Annotated in this window: 24 protein-coding genes and 1 pseudogene; 11 read left to right on the top strand and 14 right to left on the bottom strand. The window is 41.0% G+C overall.

Annotated elements, in window-relative coordinates:
* Positions 1–39 precede the first annotated feature (39 nt).
* Positions 40–1,178 (bottom strand): IS3 family transposase gene (locus FG28_RS13455; protein WP_231562626.1). Its coding sequence is split into 2 segments (ribosomal slippage): positions 40–917 and positions 917–1,178, totalling 1,140 coding nucleotides; the frame shifts between segments, so codons are not numbered across the junction.
* A gap of 181 nt (positions 1,179–1,359) precedes the next feature.
* Here FG28_RS13455 and FG28_RS13465 point away from each other — a divergent pair.
* Positions 1,360–1,626, top strand: coding sequence for a LytTR family DNA-binding domain-containing protein (locus FG28_RS13465; protein WP_036383611.1), 267 nt, complete (start codon positions 1,360–1,362; stop codon positions 1,624–1,626).
* Positions 1,627–1,778: 152 nt separating this feature from the next.
* Here FG28_RS13465 and FG28_RS13470 read toward each other — a convergent pair.
* The 4 genes and pseudogenes from FG28_RS13470 to FG28_RS13485 form a co-directional block, all read right to left on the bottom strand.
* A pseudogene (locus FG28_RS13470) lies at positions 1,779–2,600 on the bottom strand (sulfite exporter TauE/SafE family protein); the annotation flags it as partial.
* Positions 2,601–2,691: 91 nt separating this feature from the next.
* Positions 2,692–3,381: a Tat (twin-arginine translocation) pathway signal sequence containing protein gene (locus FG28_RS13475; protein WP_036383616.1), complete on the bottom strand. Its 690-nt coding sequence runs from the start codon at positions 3,379–3,381 to the stop codon at positions 2,692–2,694.
* Positions 3,382–3,383: 2 nt separating this feature from the next.
* Positions 3,384–4,418, bottom strand: a complete 1,035-nt coding sequence (locus FG28_RS13480; RefSeq protein WP_231562627.1) for a c-type cytochrome — start codon at positions 4,416–4,418, stop codon at positions 3,384–3,386.
* Between the two features lie 281 nt (positions 4,419–4,699).
* Positions 4,700–6,364, bottom strand: coding sequence for a tetratricopeptide repeat protein (locus FG28_RS13485; RefSeq protein ID WP_081894375.1), 1,665 nt, complete (start codon positions 6,362–6,364; stop codon positions 4,700–4,702).
* A gap of 267 nt (positions 6,365–6,631) precedes the next feature.
* Here FG28_RS13485 and FG28_RS13495 point away from each other — a divergent pair, with 267 nt between their 5' ends.
* From FG28_RS13495 to FG28_RS13540, 9 genes are all read left to right on the top strand, one after another.
* Positions 6,632–7,210, top strand: coding sequence for a GNAT family N-acetyltransferase (locus FG28_RS13495; RefSeq protein WP_036386590.1), 579 nt, complete (start codon positions 6,632–6,634; stop codon positions 7,208–7,210).
* 200 nt (positions 7,211–7,410) lie between these two features.
* Positions 7,411–8,549 (top strand): IS3 family transposase gene (locus FG28_RS13505; protein WP_231562584.1). Its coding sequence is split into 2 segments (ribosomal slippage): positions 7,411–7,672 and positions 7,672–8,549, totalling 1,140 coding nucleotides; the frame shifts between segments, so codons are not numbered across the junction.
* Positions 8,550–8,606: 57 nt separating this feature from the next.
* Positions 8,607–9,212: a Crp/Fnr family transcriptional regulator gene (locus tag FG28_RS13510; RefSeq protein WP_036383623.1), complete on the top strand. Its 606-nt coding sequence runs from the start codon at positions 8,607–8,609 to the stop codon at positions 9,210–9,212.
* 85 nt (positions 9,213–9,297) lie between these two features.
* Positions 9,298–9,894 carry a YceI family protein gene (locus tag FG28_RS13515; protein ID WP_036386592.1) on the top strand — a complete coding sequence of 199 codons (597 nt, stop codon included), beginning with the start codon at positions 9,298–9,300 and terminating at the stop codon, positions 9,892–9,894.
* A 328-nt stretch (positions 9,895–10,222) separates the two neighbouring features.
* Positions 10,223–10,801, top strand: a complete 579-nt coding sequence (locus FG28_RS13520) for a Crp/Fnr family transcriptional regulator (RefSeq protein WP_036386594.1) — start codon at positions 10,223–10,225, stop codon at positions 10,799–10,801.
* A 73-nt stretch (positions 10,802–10,874) separates the two neighbouring features.
* A complete protein-coding gene (locus FG28_RS13525; RefSeq protein WP_036383625.1) occupies positions 10,875–11,864 on the top strand; it encodes a cyclase family protein in 990 nt (329 codons plus the stop codon).
* A 192-nt stretch (positions 11,865–12,056) separates the two neighbouring features.
* Positions 12,057–12,818, top strand: coding sequence for an alpha/beta fold hydrolase (locus FG28_RS13530; RefSeq protein ID WP_197062600.1), 762 nt, complete (start codon positions 12,057–12,059; stop codon positions 12,816–12,818).
* Between the two features lie 167 nt (positions 12,819–12,985).
* Positions 12,986–13,951 (top strand): alpha/beta fold hydrolase, encoded by a 966-nt coding sequence (locus FG28_RS13535; protein ID WP_081894379.1) that lies wholly within the window; start codon positions 12,986–12,988, stop codon positions 13,949–13,951.
* 6 nt (positions 13,952–13,957) lie between these two features.
* Positions 13,958–14,506, top strand: a complete 549-nt coding sequence (locus tag FG28_RS13540) for a TetR/AcrR family transcriptional regulator (RefSeq protein ID WP_036383629.1) — start codon at positions 13,958–13,960, stop codon at positions 14,504–14,506.
* Between the two features lie 10 nt (positions 14,507–14,516).
* On the opposite strand, the gene FG28_RS20185 is transcribed toward FG28_RS13540, so the two are convergent.
* From FG28_RS20185 to FG28_RS13580, 8 genes are all read right to left on the bottom strand, one after another.
* Positions 14,517–14,969, bottom strand: coding sequence for a GNAT family N-acetyltransferase (locus FG28_RS20185; protein ID WP_051947314.1), 453 nt, complete (start codon positions 14,967–14,969; stop codon positions 14,517–14,519).
* 175 nt (positions 14,970–15,144) lie between these two features.
* Complete coding sequence (locus FG28_RS13550; protein WP_036383631.1) at positions 15,145–15,597, bottom strand: YHS domain-containing (seleno)protein; 453 nt, start codon at positions 15,595–15,597, stop codon at positions 15,145–15,147.
* A gap of 5 nt (positions 15,598–15,602) precedes the next feature.
* A complete protein-coding gene (locus tag FG28_RS13555; RefSeq protein ID WP_036383633.1) occupies positions 15,603–15,971 on the bottom strand; it encodes a hypothetical protein in 369 nt (122 codons plus the stop codon).
* A gap of 10 nt (positions 15,972–15,981) precedes the next feature.
* A complete protein-coding gene (locus FG28_RS13560) occupies positions 15,982–16,335 on the bottom strand; it encodes a hypothetical protein (RefSeq protein ID WP_036383635.1) in 354 nt (117 codons plus the stop codon).
* 99 nt (positions 16,336–16,434) lie between these two features.
* Positions 16,435–17,034: a Crp/Fnr family transcriptional regulator gene (locus FG28_RS13565; RefSeq protein WP_036383636.1), complete on the bottom strand. Its 600-nt coding sequence runs from the start codon at positions 17,032–17,034 to the stop codon at positions 16,435–16,437.
* A 127-nt stretch (positions 17,035–17,161) separates the two neighbouring features.
* A complete protein-coding gene (locus FG28_RS13570) occupies positions 17,162–18,019 on the bottom strand; it encodes a hypothetical protein (RefSeq protein WP_036383637.1) in 858 nt (285 codons plus the stop codon).
* Between the two features lie 101 nt (positions 18,020–18,120).
* A complete protein-coding gene (locus FG28_RS13575; protein WP_036383639.1) occupies positions 18,121–18,582 on the bottom strand; it encodes a DM13 domain-containing protein in 462 nt (153 codons plus the stop codon).
* A 171-nt stretch (positions 18,583–18,753) separates the two neighbouring features.
* Entirely contained in the window at positions 18,754–19,476 is a 723-nt protein-coding gene (locus FG28_RS13580; RefSeq protein ID WP_036383642.1) for a DUF547 domain-containing protein, read from the bottom strand.
* Positions 19,477–19,725: 249 nt separating this feature from the next.
* Here FG28_RS13580 and FG28_RS13585 point away from each other — a divergent pair, with 249 nt between their 5' ends.
* Positions 19,726–20,211, top strand: a complete 486-nt coding sequence (locus FG28_RS13585; RefSeq protein WP_081894381.1) for a toxin-antitoxin system YwqK family antitoxin — start codon at positions 19,726–19,728, stop codon at positions 20,209–20,211.
* Positions 20,212–20,240: 29 nt separating this feature from the next.
* Here FG28_RS13585 and FG28_RS13590 read toward each other — a convergent pair whose 3' ends face one another.
* The gene (locus FG28_RS13590; RefSeq protein WP_036386600.1) at positions 20,241–21,737 is read right to left on the bottom strand and encodes a cell wall metabolism sensor histidine kinase WalK; all 1,497 of its coding nucleotides are present in this window, start codon (positions 21,735–21,737) and stop codon (positions 20,241–20,243) included.
* Position 21,738: the final 1 nt, after the last annotated feature.

A 21,738-nucleotide genomic window follows, 5' to 3' on the forward strand; every position in this document is an offset into this window, starting at 1 on the left:
TTCCTCTCTTTTTACAAAATCATTGTAGCCTTACCCCTTTTAGGACATCGCTAAATTCATAAAATTATCATTAATGTTGTCTGTTTCGGGGAAGAATTCTTCCCCGAAACGTTTCTTGTATTCCCTGGGCGGCATATCCCCGATGGATGAATGGGGATGCCTTGTATTGTAATCCCCCATCCATTTTTGGGTCAGTGCCCTTACTTGGTGGAGGTCGTTGAACCAATAGGCATCGAGCACATCCTCCCTGTAAAACCTGTTCAGGCGTTCCATATATCCGTTCTGCATGGGCTTGCCGGGCTGGATGAACTGCAGCTCGACACGTTTGGCCTTGCACCATTGTGATAGGGCCTTGGATATGAACTCCGGACCGTTGTCGCAGCGTATGGTCTTTGGCAGGCCTATTTCCTCCTCCAGTTGTGATAAGGTCTCCACTACCCTTATCGCCGGATAGTTCAGCCCCACGTCCATGGCCAGTGCCTCCCGGTTGCAGTCGTCCATCACATTGAACACCCTTATCTTCCTTCCATCGGACAGCACATCGGCCATAAAGTCCATGCTCCAGACCTCGTTGAGCTCCATCGGGGCCCCCAGTGGGTTCTTTGTCCTTGCAGGAAGCCTCTTCTTGTGCTTCCTCCTGAGTTTTAGGTTCATGGACCTGTAGACCCTCAACACCCGTTTCCTGTTCCAGTTGCGGCCTTCGCGACGCAAACGCTTGTAATACACCTCGAATCCCCTTGTCGGCAGCTCTTCGGCCAGCCTGGAAAGGGCATCGACGACCTCGGTGTCGTCCCTCCTGCTATGGTAGTACCACATCGACCGGGCAAGGTCCAGTACCCCACAGGAACGCGATACACATACAGAATAGGCCTCCTGGAGATATTTGGCGCGCTGCTTCTTGTCGGAAGGCCCTAGAACTTTTTTGACAGTACGTCCTTGAGCATACGGATGTCAAGACTGGCATCGGCGTACATCTGCTTGAGTTTGCGGTTCTCCTCCTCGAGTTCCTTCAAGCGCTTCATATGCGCAACTTCCATGCCCCCGTACTTCTTCCTCCAATAATAAAAAGTGCTGGTGTCAATCCCCATCTCACGGGATATGTCACCCACCTTGCGGCCCTGTTCGTTCTCTTTCAGTGCCTTGATGATCTGGCTCTCGGTAAACTTGCTTTTTTTCATGTGACAGTTAAAATTTAAAGTTAGAAAATCTGAATTTTAAACTGTCCTACATTTTTAGGGAAGGCTACATTTTTAGGGAAGGCTACATTTTTAGGGAAGGCTACAACTTAAATGATAATATTAAGCAAGAGGGAACTATAAAAAAGTAAGAACCGCATATTTACTCAATTCTTTGATTCAGATGGACAGCGAATTTAAGATTAAGGCCATTATTATTGATGATGAAGCACGGCATCATGAAACATTGAGTAAAATGTTAACCAATTTCTGTCCCGAAATTCAATTATTGGGAGATGCCTTCAATGTAGAAGAGGCAATTGATCTTATCAATGAAAAGAATCCACAACTCATTTTTTTGGATATTGAGATGCCTGGCGGAAACGGTTTCACACTTTTTGACCATTTTGATGATCCTCCTTTTGAATCTCGTATTTTGATGAGCGTTTAGATAAGGATGTGGACTACGTAAGCCACACCTTGCAAGTTGATTTTTCCAATGAAGGTCGCTTGCACCGAAACGGATATCGTAATCATCACTTGAACAATAAGTTTTAATAGGGTAGACTATCTAATCCTACCGAAAATATGTATGGGCAACAATTAAATAAACTGTGCCAGTTCCCTGCAAAGAACAAGAACTGAAATGCACAGCACCACATAACCAAACCCTTTTTTTAAACTCTTTTCAGCAATAAAATGCGAACAGTGTATGCCTATGGCCATTCCCGTTAAGGAAATGGCGGAGAAACTGAGCAACAATATCCAATCTATCTCAATACTGCCCATATCTCCAATAAATCCAATGAAAGACTTTAGGGCTATGATTGTAAGTGATGTGGTAATAGCTCTTTTTATGGGAAGTCTTAAAAAAAGGATAAGCACGGGAACAATCAAAAAACCACCTCCGGTACCTGTTATTCCGGTTATGATACCGATTCCTGTACCAAACAAGAAAATGGGAAGGTAATGTTGCTTGGGTTTGGACGATGTTGGTGATTTTTTCTTCGCATCTTTTATGGTCTGTATGGCAGCTATGGCCATTAATGCACTAAAGAATACCATTATTGCCAAGTCCCGTGTAATGGTAAGGTCATTATTTATCTGATAGAGTACAGAGGGGATTGAGGGCAATAGGAACTTGCGTACCAGAAAGACCGTTATAACCATAGGAATGGAAAAAAGTAGGGCCAATTGCCAATCCATGTGCTGTTTTCTTGCATTGAGCAATACACCTGCGGAAGCTGACATGCCTACAACAAATAAAGAATGGGCTGTAGCAGAGTGCATATCCATTAAGAACAGATAATTGAATATGGGAACGGCCATTGCAGATCCGCCACTCCCGGTAGATCCCATGATCAATCCTATGGCAAATGCACCCACATATCCTATAAGTTGGAAAGTTTCCATTGATGAGTGATGTTCTCTTGAAGTTGAAAATAGCGCACATAAAAACCCAAGGGGCCATCCATTATAGCCCCTTTAAAGTTTATGCTATTGCCCGAAGAAATAATTATCCTCCAGCGTAGATGTAGGAACAGCCGTGCTCTTGGGCGCGGCCTAGGGCCCAAACCCCAGAGGGAACCAATTGGATTCCTGGAAGGATGGCATCTACCCATTCGTCATACACCTCTTTTGGATCCAACCCCATTTTTTGAGCCGCCACGCTTGAGTATACTGTTATGGCAAGGTTGCACACGCAGAACATGGCCCCACGTTCTTGCAGGCGCTTAATGCCATCAATGATTGGCAAGGGCAAATCGCCTTCCTGGGGTTCAAAATAGGGGTTCCGAAGTGAAGGTTTCTGGGTGGCATTGTCATTTATTTTAAAGACTTCACCGAGCTTGTATTTTTTCCAAATATCGGAATGCAGAGCAAAAGGAATGGCATCGTGCCTAAGAACGGTCATGGCCGTAATGTCACTGTCAGGAGATCCTGTTTCATTATTGCTCAGATAAAAGGCCCAATTCCAGATAACGGGAAAACCGTTATGTGGCATGGAACCATCAAACACCGTGCGGTGTGTTCCCTTGATTTTTTTGAACCAAGCTTCGGCATCACTAACTTCTAGAGCTTCATTTTCCGCTTCTGAAAGTTTTGGATACCACGGGCTCAATGGGTTTGTTACTGCGGCCATTGTACTGGCTGTTGTTCCCAAAGCCAGTGTTCCGATAAACATTCGTCTCGATTGATGATCTTTCATTACTACTTATTTTTGATTAAATTAAATTCCTTTTTGTAATACTCCATAATGGGTTGAAAAGGCCCCAATTGATGTTGAACCAATGAAAAACTGTCCACATAGGGGCCATAAGGGGTGGACACTGGTTTCTTTTTTAGATTAGGGAAGTCTTCTTCCAAATTCTTTTTTTTAGGTCTTTCTTGTTGATTGATAAACCCTGCTACATCATAAGCCTCCGCATCTGTGAGAATGGGATTTTTATAAGTAGTGCCATAGGGCATATTGCCTTTAATAAAGCTTGCAGCCGTTATCACTCGCGTCATTCCAGCTCCATTATTATAGGAATCCTCGCCCCAGAGTGGAGGATATTGGTAAATCTGTCCATCCAATGCCAATTTTCCTTGGCCGTCATTGCCATGGCATTCCGCACATTGCTTGGCAAAAATATTTTTCCCATTTTCAAGGTTCACTGGGCGGTTTGGAATCTGTATGCTCACAAACCCTTGTCCTTCTATTTTTCCATCAGAGGGAGCATAGCGACCCAACCATTCCAAATAGGCTACAAATGCTTTCATTTCATTACTGTCCTCCGGAAGTGCGGTACCGTTCATGCTACGTTGCATACAGCCATTGATGCGTTCCTCAAGAGATCCCATTTTGTTTTCCCGGTTCCGGAACTGAGGGAAACGTTTTGTTATACCGATCAACGGGGCCGCATACGGTTTGGTTCCCGATAAAAGGTGACAATTGTTGCAGGAAAGGTGATTTCCAGCATACGGATTTTTGCTATCTGGACCTAGATATTTTGGTGTATGTTGAAATAATTCGAAACCATACTTGATGGTCTTGCTCTTTTCGGAATCCCCCAAAAGGGAAATACTATAGTTTTGATAGTAGACATCCCCGTTGTCCTGACCATCAAAGAGAACATTGTCCATACCAAAGACGCACGCCATTAATCCCAAGGAAAGGGCAATGATGCCCAAAATAGGGTAGAGGAGCATTTTGTGGAGTCGTTCCATGCCCAACAGCATTCTATTTTGCCCAGGTACGGCCATATTGTCTTTAATAGTTTAGTTTACAGTTTTTCAAAAAATCGTTTAATTGACTAAAGTGTCATGTGATTTTTTTTTTGAAGTGTGCAAACGTATCAAGTCAATGGGGAAAACTATATAAAGAACACGTGCATGTTGTGTGTACCAAGGGGTTATGTTAAGTGGACAGATAGACTTAAATTCTTAAAAATTGGTAAACAATGGGTAGACAGAAATTTGTATTTCATTGAAACCCAATGCTCAAAATTCTGTTAAATAATAAGTGCTTGGAACGGAAAATTATATCAACTTCCTTGGTCCCATTGGGAGAGAAAAGAAAAAAGATCGTCTTCTTGTGTCATTTTCAGCTTTTTCCTTAGCCGATATCGCGCCGTTTTGGCACTCTCGGGAGAGATCCCCAAAATATTGGAGGTTTCCTTAATGTTCAAATTCAAACGGGCAAGGGCAGCAACTTTTAGGTCGTTGCTGCTGAGTTCGGGAAAACTTTCTTTTAGTGCAGTGAGGAAGTTGGAATGCACCTGTTCAAAATGTACTTTAAAATCTTCCCAGTCTTTTTCCCGGGACCTGTGCTGTCTTATAACCTGTTCTATTTGGTTAAAGTATTTGACCTTATCCTTTTGTGAAGCATTCTTAAGGGCCTTTAATTGGGAATGAAGGTTTTCGAACAACTCGTTTTTTTGAACAAAATTAAGAGCGTAGGAAGCCAACTCCTTATTTTTGAAATGCAGTTGGTTTTCCAGTTCAATCTGCTTCAATCTTTGATTTTCAATTATTGTTGCATTGAGCTTTTCTTGGGAAACCAAAAGTTCCCTTTGTTTTTTATTCCTCAGCTTTAGGCTCCATATCAAGGAGATTGAAAGAAGGGTGATCATAAAAACACCAATTCCCAAGATCCATTTTATTTTTGAATCTGTCCGTTTTGTTTGGTTAAGATACGCCAGTTGATTGTCCTTTTCCCTTAACTCATTTTCAAATTCCATAGCGGCAATTTGTTTGGATTTGTCCGTGTTGTAAATAGAGTCCTTCAAGGCAATGTATTGGTCATAGTACTCAAGTGATTCTTCGAGTTTTCCTTCCTGTTTCTTCAAGAGCTTTAATTCCCGAAACGCATTCAGTTTGTATTTTTTTAAGTTCTTTTTATCCGCTCCTGTAAGTGCCAACTTCAGTTGGGCCTCAGATGCCTCAAATTCATTGCGCAACCGCAACAGATGCCCATATAAAACAAGATTGCTGATTTTCCCGTCTTCATCGCCCACTTCTTTCCCCAAAACCATGGATTGTCTGATGTGGTATTCTGCCTGCTCCAGTTCCCCTTCCTCCATAAAAAGTTGTCCCAACCGGTTATGCGCTTCGGCCATGCCGTACGTAAAATTGTTTGCTGAATGTATGGCCAGGGCATTGTCCAAAAAGTTTTTGGCATCAAGTAGATTATCTTGTGCAAGAAAGACATCGGCCATTTTGGTGTATGTGGTCGCTATTCTATCCTTTAGGTCATGGGCCGTGAATTTTTCCATTGCCTTTTCATAGAGATCCTTGGCTTTTGGAAATTCATCGATATCCGCATAGACCATACCAATGTTCAGAAAACAATTGGCAAGGCCCACATCATCCCCAATTTCTTCAAACATGGTTTTGGACTCCACAAGGTTTTCCAGGGCAGACTTGGGGTTGCCTTGGGCCCAATACGAAACACCAATAATTCTTCTGGCCTTGGCCATTCCGGGAATATACCCCAGATCTTTTGCCATTTGTAGCGCTTGGGTTCCATAGGTAACGGATTTTTTGGTGTCCACAATCCAATATTCATAACCTAGATCGTTCAGGATATCCACTCTTTCAATCTGTGATAGCGCATCCTGGGCCAACAAATACTCCAAGCTGTCCAAACTTTTTTGTCCTTGGATCATGGTCAATACAAAAAAGAAGAAAATAGTTGTTGAGGTCTTCATTTTACAAGTGGATACGTTATATGCTGAAAACTACAAAGTTAAATCATTCGCAACTTCCATGACAATAGGGAATCATTATTGGCCAAATGTTGAATTTATAGTGTTGGAATTTATTGGTAGAAATTGTATTGGGATATAGTTTTTTACGACTCTTAGTATGTATCGGGAAATGATGGAAAGGACCTCGAGTTTGTTTTATCTGATGGAGATAATGGAATTTCGGCTCCGTGTTGGGTGAACTATCATGAAAAAGTACAACATAAAAACATGATGATCAGAAAAGCTAGAATAGAAGATTCAAAAGACATTGCAGCACTGCTTATGTTGGCAATGGACCAAATAGTTTTTGATTTTATAGGAGATAATTCAGTTGAAAAGGCCATTCGTTTTTTAGAAAGCTTGGTATGTATGGAAGCTAATCAATATTCGTATGAGAATTGTTGGGTCGCAGAAATAGGAGATGAGATTATAGCTATGGCAAATGTCTATGATGGTTCAGAATTGCATCGCTTAAGAGCACCTGTTACGGAAAAGATAGCGGCAATGTTCAAAAAGGGGTTTAATCCAGAAGATGAGACGCAAAGTGGAGAAATTTACATAGATAGTCTAGGGGTACGTACCTATTGGCAAGGCAAAGGAATTGGTTCAACAATGCTTAATTTCTTGATCGACCAATATGTGAACAAATTGAATAGGACGATTGGTTTACTTGTGGACATGGATAATGGTAATGCTAAAAGATTATATGCACGGCTCGGTTTTGCAAAAGTTGGAGAAAAGCAGTTGTCCGGAAAAAAGATGGAGCATCTTCAAATTAATATGGCAATGCGCTTGAACAATGTATAATGCTCGTTTTCTAAAACAGGCTTACCAAAGTAAAACACACTATAACAATTGATATATGTGTTTAATTGTAAGACATTCATTTTGGATTTTTAAAATTCATTGAGCTATCTTTTTAACAGGTAGGAAATAGACTTGTAGCCTTCCCTAAAAATAGGACAGTTTAAAATTCAGATTTTCTAACTTTAAATTTTAACTGTCACATGAAAAAAAGCAAGTTTACCGAGAGCCAGATCATCAAGGCACTGAAAGAGAACGAACAGGGCCGCAAGGTGGGTGACATATCCCGTGAGATGGGGATTGACACCAGCACTTTTTATTATTGGAGGAAGAAGTACGGGGGCATGGAAGTTGCGCATATGAAGCGCTTGAAGGAACTCGAGGAGGAGAACCGCAAACTCAAGCAGATGTACGCCGATGCCAGTCTTGACATCCGTATGCTCAAGGACGTACTGTCAAAAAAGTTCTAGGGCCTTCCGACAAGAAGCAGCGCGCCAAATATCTCCAGGAGGCCTATTCTGTATGTGTATCGCGTTCCTGTGGGGTACTGGACCTTGCCCGGTCGATGTGGTACTACCATAGCAGGAGGGACGACACCGAGGTCGTCGATGCCCTTTCCAGGCTGGCCGAAGAGCTGCCGACAAGGGGATTCGAGGTGTATTACAAGCGTTTGCGTCGCGAAGGCCGCAACTGGAACAGGAAACGGGTGTTGAGGGTCTACAGGTCCATGAACCTAAAACTCAGGAGGAAGCACAAGAAGAGGCTTCCTGCAAGGACAAAGAACCCACTGGGGGCCCCGATGGAGCTCAACGAGGTCTGGAGCATGGACTTTATGGCCGATGTGCTGTCCGATGGAAGGAAGATAAGGGTGTTCAATGTGATGGACGACTGCAACCGGGAGGCACTGGCCATGGACGTGGGGCTGAACTATCCGGCGATAAGGGTAGTGGAGACCTTATCACAACTGGAGGAGGAAATAGGCCTGCCAAAGACCATACGCTGCGACAACGGTCCGGAGTTCATATCCAAGGCCCTATCACAATGGTGCAAGGCCAAACGTGTCGAGCTGCAGTTCATCCAGCCCGGCAAGCCCATGCAGAACGGATATATGGAACGCCTGAACAGGTTTTACAGGGAGGATGTGCTCGATGCCTATTGGTTCAACGACCTCCACCAAGTAAGGGCACTGACCCAAAAATGGATGGAGGATTACAATACAAGGCATCCCCATTCATCCATCGGGGATATGCCGCCCAGGGAATACAAGAAACGTTTCGGGGAAGAATTCTTCCCCGAAACAGACAACATTAATGATAATTTTATGAATTTAGCGATGTCCTAAAAGGGGTAAGGCTACAGACTTAAGGAAAAAACTGAAAATCAAAATATTTTGAATGATATGGGCAAGAAGAAATTATTGGAATATATTGCTGGATATGTTCAATTGACCGGGGAAGAAGAAGAACTTCTGTTGTCACATGCCATGGAGCGTAACTATTTAAAAGGTCAATACATAGTTCAGCAGGGTGATGTATGTGATAAAGAAAGTTTTGTGCTCAACGGGTGTACCAGGACCTTTTATCTTGATGGGGAAGGAAATGAGCATGTTGTAATGTTTGCCATAGAAAATTGGTGGGTCGCAGATATGGGGAGTTTCACTTCAAAAACCCCTGCCACCTACAATGTCCAGTGTTTGGACCATACCGAAGTCATTCAGTTTACATATGACGCCATGGAGTTTTTGTATCGGAAAATCCCTAAACTTGAACGTTTTTTTAGATTGATAATTCAAAAAGCCTTTATTGCTTCAGAGAAGCGAATCGTGTCAAACTTCTCCTTGACCGCTAAAGAAAGGTATTCCAATTTTCTGGAGAAGTATCCCAAAATAGAACAGAAAGTCCCACAGTACATGGTCGCCTCATATTTAGGGATTACCAAAGAATTTCTCAGTAAGATCAGAAGTGAAATGCGGAACACACAAGTGGAAAATGTTAATCTAGTTTAACCGTTTTTTTTAATCTATCTTATTTTTCTTCCAGTTGATTTGATACAATTTTGCTTTGATTAAACATTAAAAATTGTTGGAATTGATGAAAGAAAAATTGCAAAAGAGTGTATCACTGTTGATGTTCTTGAATGTGGTTGGCCTTGGGTTTGGTCAAAGTACAGTTTGGAAGATAGATCCCTCACATTCAACATTGGGGTTTTCCATTGATCATTTGGTTATTTCGGAAACGGTAGGGGAGTTCAAAGACTATTCGGTTACTGTAAAAGCGGATGAGAAAGACTTTTCCGATGCCAAGATAAGTGTTATGATCCAATCAAACAGTATAGATACCGAAGATGAAAAACGGGACGAACATCTAAGGAGTCCTGAATTTTTTGATGTTGACAAATACCCTCAAATTGTATTCAAATCAGATGGATTCCGTAAATCCAGTAATGGCGATTATAAATTGTCCGGAACCATACAAATGCACGGAGTCACAAAAAAGATAGTGCTGAATGCAAAGTTTGGCGGCATAGTCAAAGATCCTTGGGGAGGTACCCGTGCTGGGCTAAAAATATGGGGCGTTTTGGATAGATATGACTTTGGTCTTAAATATAATTCTGTTATGGAAGCCGGTGGACTTTCCATTGGGCGAGAAGTTAGGGTTGACTGCCGTGTTGAGTTGGTAAAAGAATAAGTGGCCTAGCTAAAGAATGGGGCTTTTGGATTAAACGTATTGTGTAACCCCTGTTTCTAAGCTATTACGCTGTACATTTTATGATGTTCACTTATTTAATTACTAAACTTTGATTGGTTGTAGAAGTAAAGGCGGTTTGTTGGGCTAACAGCTCCAAGCCGCTTTTACGGATACAAACCGTATTGTTTTTTCAGGCCATTTTTCAAATCACCTTGTGATGAAACTTCTTTGTTCTATCCAATTCTCCAAAAAAAATTATCTTATCTTCCATGGATTACCATGGTTCATTTGTGTTTAATTTAGATCGTGAATCTAAAATATGCAGTTAATGGATGCGGATTATTATGCCCCCGTACTTAAAGTACTGACAGACCACACAAGTTTTACAATAGGTCAGCTCTCTAAAATAAAGGAATCATTCAAAATAGTGCGGCTTCATAAAAAGGAGTACCTCCTTCAGCCCGGTTCAAAGGCTGATTCGCTTTATTTTGTCGCTTCTGGCTGTGTACGGGTTTTTAAGATTGAGTCCGATCGTGAGGTAATCATTCAGTTTGGGGTAAAGGGATCATGTGTGAGCGATCTTCAAGGCTATTTGGGCAAAAGGCCATCGGAACAGTTCATACAAGCCATTGAACCTTCGGTGGTATTGCAAATCCACAGACATCGATTGGAAAGATTGTTTGATGAAATACCTCCTTTGGAACGATTTTTCAGAATTAAGTTTGAAAATGCCCATAGCGAACTACAGGAACGCCATCTTGTAAACCTAAGCAGGAATGCTCGGGAGCGCTATGAACAGTTCAGGAACAAGTACAAAGACTTGGAACAGCGAATCCCACAATATATGATCGCTTCCTATTTGGGCATTACCAAAGAGTTTTTGAGTTATATAAGAAGGTCGCACTAGTTTTTTAAGATATCTTCTTTTTTTTCGGTCTCCTCTGGGCAAAATTTGCCGGATAAATCAAAAAAATAATATCATGAGAAAAACTTTGATTATCACGGCAGTTTCAATGCTATCGGTTTGTGCAGCGGTTGGCCAAGAAAAAGTGGGGAAGAGCCCATGGGGCAGTCAAGACCAAATAGGTAGGTTGAACATGATGACAGATGGATCTAAACTGCAGGTCTTAAAGTCCATAGGGTCGGGAAAGACTTACGATTTGGGCGTAGAATATTTTGTAGGGATGCCCGGTTTTAATTTTTTGGGCGACCCAGAGTATCAATATTGGCTTACCCATACCCCTCATGGCACCGTTGTGGACAATCCAAACTATCAAGGAGAGACCATGAACAAAAAAGTGAGTTATACATCGGATGCCATCTCCATGCTTACCCATACGGGCACACATATAGATGCCTTGAACCACTTTGGTCTTAACGGTGAAATCTGGAATGGCTTCTCAGCCAATGAATTTTTAGGGGACAAAGGTTGGAAAAGGGCCGGTGCCGAAAATATTCCTCCCATTATTGCACGAGGCGTATTGATTGATGTTGCCGGCTACAAGAACCAATCGGTATTGGATAGAGATTATAGAATAAGCAAGGAAGACCTTGAAGGAACACTTGAAAAGCAAAAAGTTGAACTGAAAAAGGGAGATGTTGTCCTAATTCGGACGGGCCAAGCCACCTACTATAATGATGCAGCGAAATATTTAGATCAATATCCCGGGGTTGGCCTGGATGCCGTAAAATGGTTGGTAGAGGAAAAAAATATAATGATTCTTGGTGCAGATAATCTCGGTCTTGAAGCCTTTCCTTCCAACACTAAGGAAAATTGGGTGCCGGTTCATAGCTATTTGTTGGCTGAAAAAGGGATTATGTTCATGGAGCAATTGAATCTAGAAGGTATTGCATCCGATAAAATTTATGAGTTTGCATTCGTAGCTTCTTCATTAAAATTGAGGGGAGCCAGTGGATCGCCCATGAGGCCAATGGCCATTCCTTTGGCCACAGCACATTTCAAAAACTGAAAATGGAGCTATTTATAACGGATTTTGGGGCTTTGGACATCTCTTCTTGGCCCCAAATCCATTTCCCACATTGTAAGTGATGGGATAAAAATCGACCAATACAATGAAAAATTAACTGCCTAGACTTTAACTGTTCCATATATGCACCGATACTGTCTTGGAGTTTATATGATTTTCATATTGCTCATTGGTATGGCAAACTACAACCTCCACTCCCAAACAAATGTTGAATCGGAAACCGTAATTGTTAACGGAAAGCACCTGTATTTTGAAAAGTATGGAATAGGGGACCCCCTTATTTTTTTGCATGGTTATGGCTTGTCGTCCAAATCTTGGAAATCCTATGTGAAGGATTTTAGCCGGGATTATACAGTCTACCTCATTGACTTACCGGGGCATGGTAAGTCGGATTATTTGCATGGGGATTTGTCCGTAAAGGCCGTAGCTGGGGAGTTGAACCAAATGCTGGACCAAATGGGGCTGGATAAAATCAAAGCAGTTGGGTTTAGTTTTGGTGGCGATATACTCTATCAACTGGCACTGATCAATCCAACTTTGATTACGGCAATGATAAGCATTGGCTCCGTTGGTTCATGGACCATTGCGGATTTTCCTCAACTAAAGCAGAGTTTCACATTTGAGAATAGGGTGCAATACAAGTGGCTTATAGAAGCACAAACCAGTGAAGAGCAGGTCAGGATATTGATGGAACAATTTCAGAATTATACCATTTATCTTACAAATGAAGAACTGCAACAAATTAAATGTGATGTGTTTATCATCTCTGGCGATGATGACCCGGGCGTTGGACTACATGAAATAGCCAGGGCCAAAAAACACCTGGCCCATGTGGATATTTGGATATTACCAAATGTAGCGCATGGTGCCCATACCGGCTCCAACAAAGAAACCTTCATTACAAGGGCCAAATTGTTTTTATCCAACACAAAATAACATAACAAAAAGTTCCATTTTTCCGAGGCAAATTGACCGTGTCTCTTTGAATCATAAATTATTAATATTAAGTTAAAATATATATACAGACTTGTCTGAATAAACTTATGATGATTACATTTGACCTGGATTAAAAATTCAAATCAAACAAAACAAATACTTGGAATATGAAAGCTCAAAAAGTAATGGCTGCACTACTGTTTTTTATTTGTGCACAGGCAAGCCCCAAGGATGGCCTTAATGACATATGTAACAAAAATTATAACGATATGATAGGTACACAAGTACGGTTTAAAAGGAAGAAAATAAGTGATATCAATATTTTTTACAGGGAAGCAGGGAATCCCGAACATCCAACAATTGTTTTATTGCATGGATTTCCAACGTCTTCGCACATGTACAGAAAGGTACTTCGTGAACTCTCAAATGAGTATCACTTGATTGCTCCAGATTATCCAGGATTTGGTGAAAGCGATTTTCCATCGTCGGATAAATTCAATTATACCTTTGATACTATTGCCAAATTGATGGATGATTTTATCGCGAGCTTCAATCTGGAAAATTATGCCTTGATGATACAGGATTATGGAGCGCCAATTGGTTTTAGGATCGCTACGGCGCATCCCGAAAAGGTAACCGCCATCATTAATCAGAATGGGAATGCCTATGAAGCTGGATTGGGAGATGCTTGGGAAGGTATTCGAAGACTATGGAAAGAAAACAACTTGGAAAATAGGAATGCGTTGTTGCAGGCATTCTCTTTGGAAGGCCTTAAATGGCAGTATACCCACGGAACCAGAAACCCTGAAAACATCAATCCGGATGCTTGGCAGTTGGACTATCTGCGCTTGTCCCGGCCAGGTTCGCACGAAATCAATCTGGACCTTTTCTACGACTACCAAAACAACGTAAAACTTTATCCCAAATGGCAGGAATATCTTAGGAAATACCAACCTCCCATGCTCATTGTTTGGGGTAAGAACGATGAATTTTTTCCTGAATCCGGAGCCAAAGCCTATAAAAATGATTTAAAAACAGTGGATTACAATGTCTACGATACGGGACATTTTGCTTTGGAAGAAGATGGTGGGGCCATCATTGAAAAAATACGTTCCTTTATGGGGAAATTGTAGTATATCATGGTTCACCACAATCAAGATGTAAAAGATAGAATTCTAATTACGGCTGATAGATTGTTCCAGGAGCAAGGGTTCAATGAGACCGGGATCAATCAAATTATCAGTGAGGCCAATATTGCAAAGGCCAGTCTTTACTATCATTTTAAGTCCAAGGAAGATTTATGTGTGGCTTACTTGCAACGTCGCAATGAAATCTGGAACACGGCTTTTTATGAGTTTCTTAAGGACAAGAAGGATAAGGTCCTGGCGGCATTTGACTTTTTGGTTGAACGAAATAGCACGGACGATTTTAGAGGGTGTAGTTTTTTAAACATGCTTTCCGAAACCAGCCCAGAAAAGGAATTGGTATATGCCGAGATTCAAAACCATAAAAACGGCCTGCTTCTTTTTTTTGAACACGAATTGGAGGATAAGGAGTTGGCCTATATTGTTTATTCCCTGTTTGAGAATGCCATAATTGAAAGTAAACTGCAACGAAATCAAGAACCGGTGTATCGGTTAAAAAAATTGGCGGAAGATTTAATTCAAGCCAAGAAGTCTTCCCATTGAATTGTGGGAATCAATCCAACCCCATTTCGTAGGCAGTGTTTTTACGAACCGTAAAACCAAGTTTTTCATATAATTTTTTGGCTCTTGAGTTTCCGGGAGTGACTTCGAGCTGAAGCTCCACGGCATTTGCGAATTTGGATTTGGCCAATTGATAGATCAACTGGGAACCTATTCCTTTTGAGCGATAGTCCGGTTTCAGGTAGAGCTCATCAATATGCAAAATGTTTCCTCCATATTCATTGCTCCAATAATTGATGAGAATACAGTATCCTATGATTTCTGCTTTATTTTCAATGACCAGGACAGCACCTAGGTCACTTTTCTTTGAAAGCAGGTCAAGGGTATTGAATGCCTTTTCCTTGGTCATTTGTATAAGCCCCGGGTCCTCCTCGTATAAATTGATGATCAAATCGGCGATAACATCAAAATCCGAAGCGTTGCAAGTTCTGAAACTAATTTTCATTTTGAACTTATGGAATGGTTTAGTCTTGGTGCATTAGTAGAAATTCAATTGAAGAAATTACAATTGGTATTGCGGTGCACTATCATTTTAGAATGAACAACAAGAAAGAACTAATGGGATATGTGGAAATAAAAAGACCCACGGGAAACACAGTTCCAATGGGTCTTTTTCAATGTTACTTGCTTAACTTCTTCCAATTGGCATCTGCCTTTTTCTTCACTTGCTGGTGATTCTCGGCCAACCAAAGTTGTTGGGCATCGACTTCTACATCGTATAGAAATAAATAGTACTTCCCATCCTTTACCACAAATTTTGTGGGGTCAACCCTAAACTTAGCTCCAACGGACACCCCAAAAGCACAATAACCGCCGTATTGGGGCAAATATTTCTCAGGCGAAGCTTCAAAAGTCTTCTTTTGGGACTCACTGGTAAAATAGTACGATATCCCGTTGTGGGTGGCTTTGTATTCTTTGAGCCCTCTTTGTGCGATACCTAAATCCAAGTAAGAAACTGGGCTGTAACCTTGTAGTGCAATTTTACTGTCATCTATGTTATTGCTTTTTTTCAAATCTTGTGAATAACCTAGTGATGCGATTAGTAGCGTTGCCGCCAATAGTAATGATTTCATAGTTTTTAATTTTTTGCTTTTTGTAAATTATTTTCTGGTTTATGTAAACTGACCACCGTTAAAACGGCGATGCCATTGATCCAATAGTAGTAGGCGTCCAAGCCTTCAAAACTCAATATAAAAGGTGCTAGGACGAATAAGGCTCCTACCAAGCCATCAACAATGAGGTGACCCTTGTATGGGATAATTCTGTATACCCCAAACTGGTGATCAGTCAAAAGAGTCAGGACCAATGCAGCAATTCCCACAATTAGGGAAAGTTTCCAGGCCATTGAGTTAGTAGAACCCAATCCCAATATAAAGGGTAGGGCCATCAACGCTGCCGCTACCGGATAATCCAAGTACGCATGTATTTTTTTTGTTACAAATCCCATGGTGCCCTTTTTATCCTTTAAAATATTGCTCTTCCACAATCTGTCCGTTATGCCAGACGGTTCGCAGGATCTCGTGCCATAAGATTTTACTGCCGTCTTTCATGTCAAAATCAAAGGTGAACTCTGCATAAGAGACATCCCCGGACAACGATGCATGATGTAGGGTGATACCGTTGACCTTGGCAATAGCTCCAGCAAACCCTTGCATTTTGGAGAGCATCTCGGTTTTGTTGTTGGTAACCGTACCGTCAAAATCATACGTTTTGGCATCCGAAGAAAAATACTTTTCGGTGGCCTCCACAATTTGTCCATTTTTGACCATTTCATTTTTGGCCGAAAGGACTTCATTTAATGATTGTTCCATTTTTACTGTTTTAATTCTGTGTCAATATCGACAAGACAAAAGTCCTCCGATTGGAAGCCAATAAAAATGAAGTACGTCAAGAAAAAAGGTTGAACTAGTTCAACTTTTCTTGACTCTTTTGTTTCGGATTCTGGAAAGAAATTCTGTGGTCATGCCTAAATAGGAAGCTAAGGCATACTGCGGTACCCGATTCACAAAATTGGGAAAATTCAGTAAAAAATTCTCATACCGGGCCTCTGCAGAATTGGTGAGGTTAAAAAGAATTCTGCGGTGTTCAAAGGCAAGTCCTTTTTCGGCCATGATCCTAAAAAAGGTCTCAAACTTGTGGTTGGATTTTTTCAGGTCCTGTTCCTGATTATATTCTATTTGCAAGATAGTGCTGTCTTCCAAGGCGACAATAAAAAGGGTTGCAGGATGCTGGTAGATATAGCTGTTGAAATCTGAAACCCACCAATTCTCAATAGCGAATTGAAGGGTGTGATCTTGCCCATCATTGGTGATGACATAGGCTCTAAATGCACCTTTTACCACAAAAGCCCTATGCATATTGGTAAACCCTGGCTGAACAATGAACTGCCTCTTTTTTACATGTACTTCTTCAAAACTTGATTCCAGTTGATGGGTTTCCTCATCGGACAATTCAACAAAGTTGTTAACGTAACGTATCAATGATTTTTTACTGGACACTGGATGGTGCATTGCAAGTTTCAGTATTAAATGTATGAATATAATTTGACCAACCTGCCTTTAATTCTTTAAAATAGAAAACCTTACTTCCAAATAAAAAACAAATGAAAGTAAGGTTACTTTTGTTATGGATAAGGTCTTAGTACTCTATGGAGATACCTAACGAGAAGGTTCCTCCGTCATAAATATTTTTACGTTCCACCAAGAAACCCGCATAATCTGAATATGCAGCAACCAAGCTCAGATGCTCCCCTAATTTATAGATGGCATTTAATCCATAAGAAGTAAATGTTGTGCCCTCCCCATAAAGAAAGGAACCACCTTGAAATCCGTCACTGGAAGACAATTTTTCCAATATGCGCAGCTTGCCTATCAAATAGAGTTTGTCAAAGAATAGGTGTCCAACCTCTGCACCTGCCTGAAATTGATTGCTAAAGGATTCAGTTCTAAAATTTACCCCGGTATATAAACTTCCATAGGTCTTTCCATTCCCAAAGGAATGGGATCCAATAAGATTGGTCCATACATTGAACTCCCCATCGGAAGTGGGCAGGTTGATTTCATCAAAAGTGCCCAGGGCATTCGGTTGCTTTGACCTTGCAAAGTTTGTCCCATCGTCTGTGGGAATTTCAAAATCGGCCTGAACGGCTATGGGAATATTATTGAACACCCTATATTTTAGTCCAACCCTTACACTGCCCACGCCTGCAACGGTTTCCGTAGAACTAAAACTGTTCAGCATCACCACAGGTACATCCACAATGGCTGTAATGCGGTCCGTTACGCCATATTCACCATATAGGATGAGCGCGCTGCTGTTGAACCTACTTCCAGTATCAAATAAAATACCTTCGGTGGTATAGTAATCTTTTGAAGAATAATAAGATGCTGTAGTTTGTACATAAAAACTTTTGGCTTTCCTTGTCCATCCGCTTTGGGCTTGGACTTGTGATGCCATTACCACAAAGACCACAAAGGCATACCAGTACTTTTTCATAAGACTTATTTTTTTGAATTAAAAATACCTTCGGAAAGAAATGGAAACCATCTGTTGCCATAATCTACTTTCCGAAGGCAATTGTTTAAGTATGTGGTTATCTACTGAAGTTCGGCGTTTCCGAAGGGAATGCTTGCGGTGGCACACCATAGAATGATATGGGTGAATTTAGCTTCCGGGGCACCGTCCAGTTTAATGAACATTTCCCCATTACTGGCCACATTGCCAATTAAGCGTAAATCTGGATTCCCATTGGCAGGGTCTGCAGTGTACGTAGCAGATGTGGACAAGAATATGGCCACGGTTCCTGTGCCAAGTTCTGTGGTAAAATCGTCGGAGAAACGCAAAAAGTCAGTTCCTTCTGAGTCAGTTCCCAGTTGAACCGTACCTTGGGTGGGAGTTCCGCTTTCAGCAACCAAGTCTCCTTGCCTGTCAACTTCAAAATTACCGACGGGCAGTGCGGTGTCAATGGTAATTGTTTCAGAATCGTCATCGGAACAACCGATCAATACAAAGGCAAATACCGAAAAAATACTCGTTAATGCTACAAATTTTCTTTTCATCAATTTAGGTTTAATTATTTTTAGTTTGTTGTTTGAAATTGACAGTAGATCTGTTGTGGTCCCTGTGAATTTCGACTCCAAACCTATGGGTAACCTATCACAGAAAAATCACGGTTATATAACAAAAGAATTCAGGTGGATTTTTAAATGTTGGCCAGTTGAAATGGAGTATTATTCCATTTTGTTCAAAGACCAATCGTAGGGGTAAAAAACAACTTCCAAGGCAGGGTCTAATTTTTTGGTTCTATACATGTTCACGAAGTCGATGAAACTTTTTCCATCTTTAGTGAAATCGCCCGCATACCATTCAAAAATTTGGGATAAACCGACCTGTTTGCCATCAATACGGACAAAATGCGGATTGTTCAACGAAAGTTCTGTCTGCTTTTGCAGTTGCCTCTCCAGTGTTTGCGGTAAATACGCTTTATCAATAATTGGTGGACACCCCAGACCAGCGCATACCAGGGCAAAATGAAATCGGGGCTCATTGGGAAAGTTGGCCCGAAGCAAATTGTTCTCTATTTCATTCAAAGTTCTGGCCGCATTGCCAATGAAATAGGTTTTCGTATCAAAAAAACCGGGGACATCCAAGGGGGAGTCAATTGGGTAGCTGTCCATCACTCCCTTAATAACGCATAGGTTGTAAGCGTTTATCCAAAAAGCTTGGTAGGTTTTTGGATTGGTCTTTGCCACCGTTACATTTTTGGCCAATTCCAACAGACTGTTCAGTTTTTCAGGGTTTGCATGAATTTGGCGGTAATCCACTTTACCATCTTTCACATATTGGCCAAAGAATGAATCGGCTCTTTCAAAAAAAATGGAAGTACCTTGACCAAAACCGTACGAAAATACCATTGTCAAAGCGCAGATAATCAAAAAGTTTCTTGTTTTCATAGTTACATTGAATCTATTTCAAAACTGTTTTATTACTAGGTCAAAGTAATTATGAACATATCCCAGAGATATCACAAAATCATCAAATCTTCATTGCCCAGATACAGAAAGTAGTTTACGGATTATGGCAAGTTGAATTAGGGCCAAATAAACTTCTTCTATGATTTGGTGATTTTTTCGTGATGTTTTTAGCGTTACTTCGCTTCAAATTGTCTGTTGCCAATTCGGGCAATAGCAAAAAAATAAATTTTGAAAATTACGCATCTCCTGTTTTATTTTCTTTTTAGCCTTATTGGCGTGAGCGATAATGTTTCCGAGCGATACGTCAAGGAATTTTACCCATCGGGTATACTTAAATACGAGGGTTGGGTAAAGGAAAATGATAAAGTACGATACTGGAAATATTATTATTCCAACGGGACCCTTATGAAAAAAGGTCACTATAAAAACAATAGTAAGACGGGATATTGGTATTTCTATGGCAGTAATGGGGCTCTGGAAATGGAGGGGCATTTTATTAAAGGGAAAATGGAGCATTGGTGGCTGTTTTATGATGCGCGAGGTACCATTGATCACAAATGCCAACTGACCAAAGGTGTAAAGGACGGCTATTGTTTGCGCTATGAGAATGAAAAATTAATTTCAGCGGAAAAGTATAATAAAGGGGAGAAGGTTAATGAGTGGTACGATCTCTACAGTTTTAAGAAGGATAATGATCTTTCCAAATTAAGATAAATCAACTTTGATTTCGCCAAGAAATCGCTTTAAACAGCACCGTAAATTGGTAGTTCAAAGCTGAATTCTGTTCCTTCATTTGGGTTGCTCAGTACAGTGATCTCACTATCATGAATATCCATGATTTTTTTTACGATGGCCAGCCCCAATCCAGAACCTTCCTTTTCTTTTCCAATTTTGGTTTGCCTGTACCGTTCAAAGATCAATGCCTGACTTTCTTTATCAATGCCTGGTCCTGAATCTTGGATGACTATTTCCACATGGGTTTCCAGGGGGATTATCTTCATCACGATCTCACCGTTTTCGGGGGTAAATTTTAGAGCGTTGTCCATCAGGTTTTGAATGGCCCGTTCCACTAATGAAATATCTGCAAAAACCAACGGAATGTCATCTGACATGGATAGTCTCAGAGTGATGTTCTTATTTTTGGCCAGCATGGAATAGTTCCCATGGATGTCATTGGCCAGTTCACCGATCAGGAACGGTTCTTTCTGCGGCTGAATTTGGTTTGATTCCAGTTTGGAATATTCAAACAATTGCGAAATTAATTTGGAGAGTCGTTCGCTGCCCGAAGAAATTATTTTTAAATATCCTTTCTGCTCTTCAACGGATAGCTGGTCATTTTTCATGTGCAAGGTTTCAATATAGCCTTGAACAACAGAAAGAGGCGTTCTAAGATCATGCGAGATATTTGCGATCAACTCCTGTCTTAGTTGGTCTATGGATTTTATTTTTTCAATATCCGAAAGAATGGTATCGGCCATGCTATTAAAAGTGGTGGCCACATTGGCCAAATCCGTGTTATCTGCATTTTCAATTCGATATTTTAAATCCCCTTCCTGAAAGCGCTTGGCCGCGTAAATGATTTTTCTAAGGCTTCGTGTGAGGTGCCAAATGGCTAGTATGCCCAGAAAAGTTGAAAAAAAGAGGGTGAGTAAAGAACCTCCAAGACCTATATGCATCAAATACCCATTGAACAAATCGCTTCGCGCCGCTAAGAAATCTTCTCCCGCCAGAATGATGTATACATATCCTTTGTGCCCATTTTGGTTGAACTCTGCTGCAGAAAAAATGGTTTGGTGGGTTAAATCTTTGGGGTCTTGACCCAATATATAGTTGCGTCCATCGTCTTTTATGAATTTGTGTATGGGAGCGAGATCAATTTTTTTTTGATTGGTCTCAGGGATATTATGATCTAAAACCACAGAGTATTGCACATACCCTTGATCATCCAATAGATATACTTCAATGGCCCTGTTTACCGCCATCATATTGTGCATAATATCCCCAAAAAGCACTTTGTTTACCGTTCCGTTGGAATCGAAAGGTTTGGTGTTGCTGAATTTTTCGGCAACAAGATCTTTAGCTAGACTTGCATTTAACCGTTGTGTGGTTTCGTAGAAATATTGATTTGAGAAGTAAATTGAGGTGACGGTGTATCCAATCCCTGCCATTAGGATGATGGTAAAAAAGGTAAGTATCAACTTAACAACAAACTTGGTGGTAAGTACTTTACGGGTTCCCATT

It is taken from the genome of Muricauda sp. MAR_2010_75 (assembly GCF_000745185.1).
Lineage (GTDB): Bacteria > Bacteroidota > Bacteroidia > Flavobacteriales > Flavobacteriaceae > Flagellimonas.

What these genes read in the sequence shown, in the direction of transcription:
- FG28_RS13465 (WP_036383611.1), top strand. Translation starts at nt 1,360, where the DNA reads ATGGACAGCGAATTTAAGATTAAGGCCATTATTATTGATGATGAAGCA.
- FG28_RS13475 (WP_036383616.1), bottom strand. Translation starts at nt 3,381, where the DNA reads ATGAAAGATCATCAATCGAGACGAATGTTTATCGGAACACTGGCTTTG.
- FG28_RS13480 (WP_231562627.1), bottom strand. Translation starts at nt 4,418, where the DNA reads ATGGCCGTACCTGGGCAAAATAGAATGCTGTTGGGCATGGAACGACTC.
- FG28_RS13485 (WP_081894375.1), bottom strand. Translation starts at nt 6,364, where the DNA reads ATGAAGACCTCAACAACTATTTTCTTCTTTTTTGTATTGACCATGATC.
- FG28_RS13495 (WP_036386590.1), top strand. Translation starts at nt 6,632, where the DNA reads ATGATGATCAGAAAAGCTAGAATAGAAGATTCAAAAGACATTGCAGCA.
- FG28_RS13510 (WP_036383623.1), top strand. Translation starts at nt 8,607, where the DNA reads ATGGGCAAGAAGAAATTATTGGAATATATTGCTGGATATGTTCAATTG.
- FG28_RS13515 (WP_036386592.1), top strand. Translation starts at nt 9,298, where the DNA reads ATGAAAGAAAAATTGCAAAAGAGTGTATCACTGTTGATGTTCTTGAAT.
- FG28_RS13520 (WP_036386594.1), top strand. Translation starts at nt 10,223, where the DNA reads ATGGATGCGGATTATTATGCCCCCGTACTTAAAGTACTGACAGACCAC.
- FG28_RS13525 (WP_036383625.1), top strand. Translation starts at nt 10,875, where the DNA reads ATGAGAAAAACTTTGATTATCACGGCAGTTTCAATGCTATCGGTTTGT.
- FG28_RS13530 (WP_197062600.1), top strand. Translation starts at nt 12,057, where the DNA reads ATGGCAAACTACAACCTCCACTCCCAAACAAATGTTGAATCGGAAACC.
- FG28_RS13535 (WP_081894379.1), top strand. Translation starts at nt 12,986, where the DNA reads ATGAAAGCTCAAAAAGTAATGGCTGCACTACTGTTTTTTATTTGTGCA.
- FG28_RS13540 (WP_036383629.1), top strand. Translation starts at nt 13,958, where the DNA reads ATGGTTCACCACAATCAAGATGTAAAAGATAGAATTCTAATTACGGCT.
- FG28_RS20185 (WP_051947314.1), bottom strand. Translation starts at nt 14,969, where the DNA reads ATGAAAATTAGTTTCAGAACTTGCAACGCTTCGGATTTTGATGTTATC.
- FG28_RS13550 (WP_036383631.1), bottom strand. Translation starts at nt 15,597, where the DNA reads ATGAAATCATTACTATTGGCGGCAACGCTACTAATCGCATCACTAGGT.
- FG28_RS13555 (WP_036383633.1), bottom strand. Translation starts at nt 15,971, where the DNA reads ATGGGATTTGTAACAAAAAAAATACATGCGTACTTGGATTATCCGGTA.
- FG28_RS13560 (WP_036383635.1), bottom strand. Translation starts at nt 16,335, where the DNA reads ATGGAACAATCATTAAATGAAGTCCTTTCGGCCAAAAATGAAATGGTC.
- FG28_RS13565 (WP_036383636.1), bottom strand. Translation starts at nt 17,034, where the DNA reads ATGCACCATCCAGTGTCCAGTAAAAAATCATTGATACGTTACGTTAAC.
- FG28_RS13570 (WP_036383637.1), bottom strand. Translation starts at nt 18,019, where the DNA reads ATGAAAAAGTACTGGTATGCCTTTGTGGTCTTTGTGGTAATGGCATCA.
- FG28_RS13575 (WP_036383639.1), bottom strand. Translation starts at nt 18,582, where the DNA reads ATGAAAAGAAAATTTGTAGCATTAACGAGTATTTTTTCGGTATTTGCC.
- FG28_RS13580 (WP_036383642.1), bottom strand. Translation starts at nt 19,476, where the DNA reads ATGAAAACAAGAAACTTTTTGATTATCTGCGCTTTGACAATGGTATTT.
- FG28_RS13590 (WP_036386600.1), bottom strand. Translation starts at nt 21,737, where the DNA reads ATGGGAACCCGTAAAGTACTTACCACCAAGTTTGTTGTTAAGTTGATA.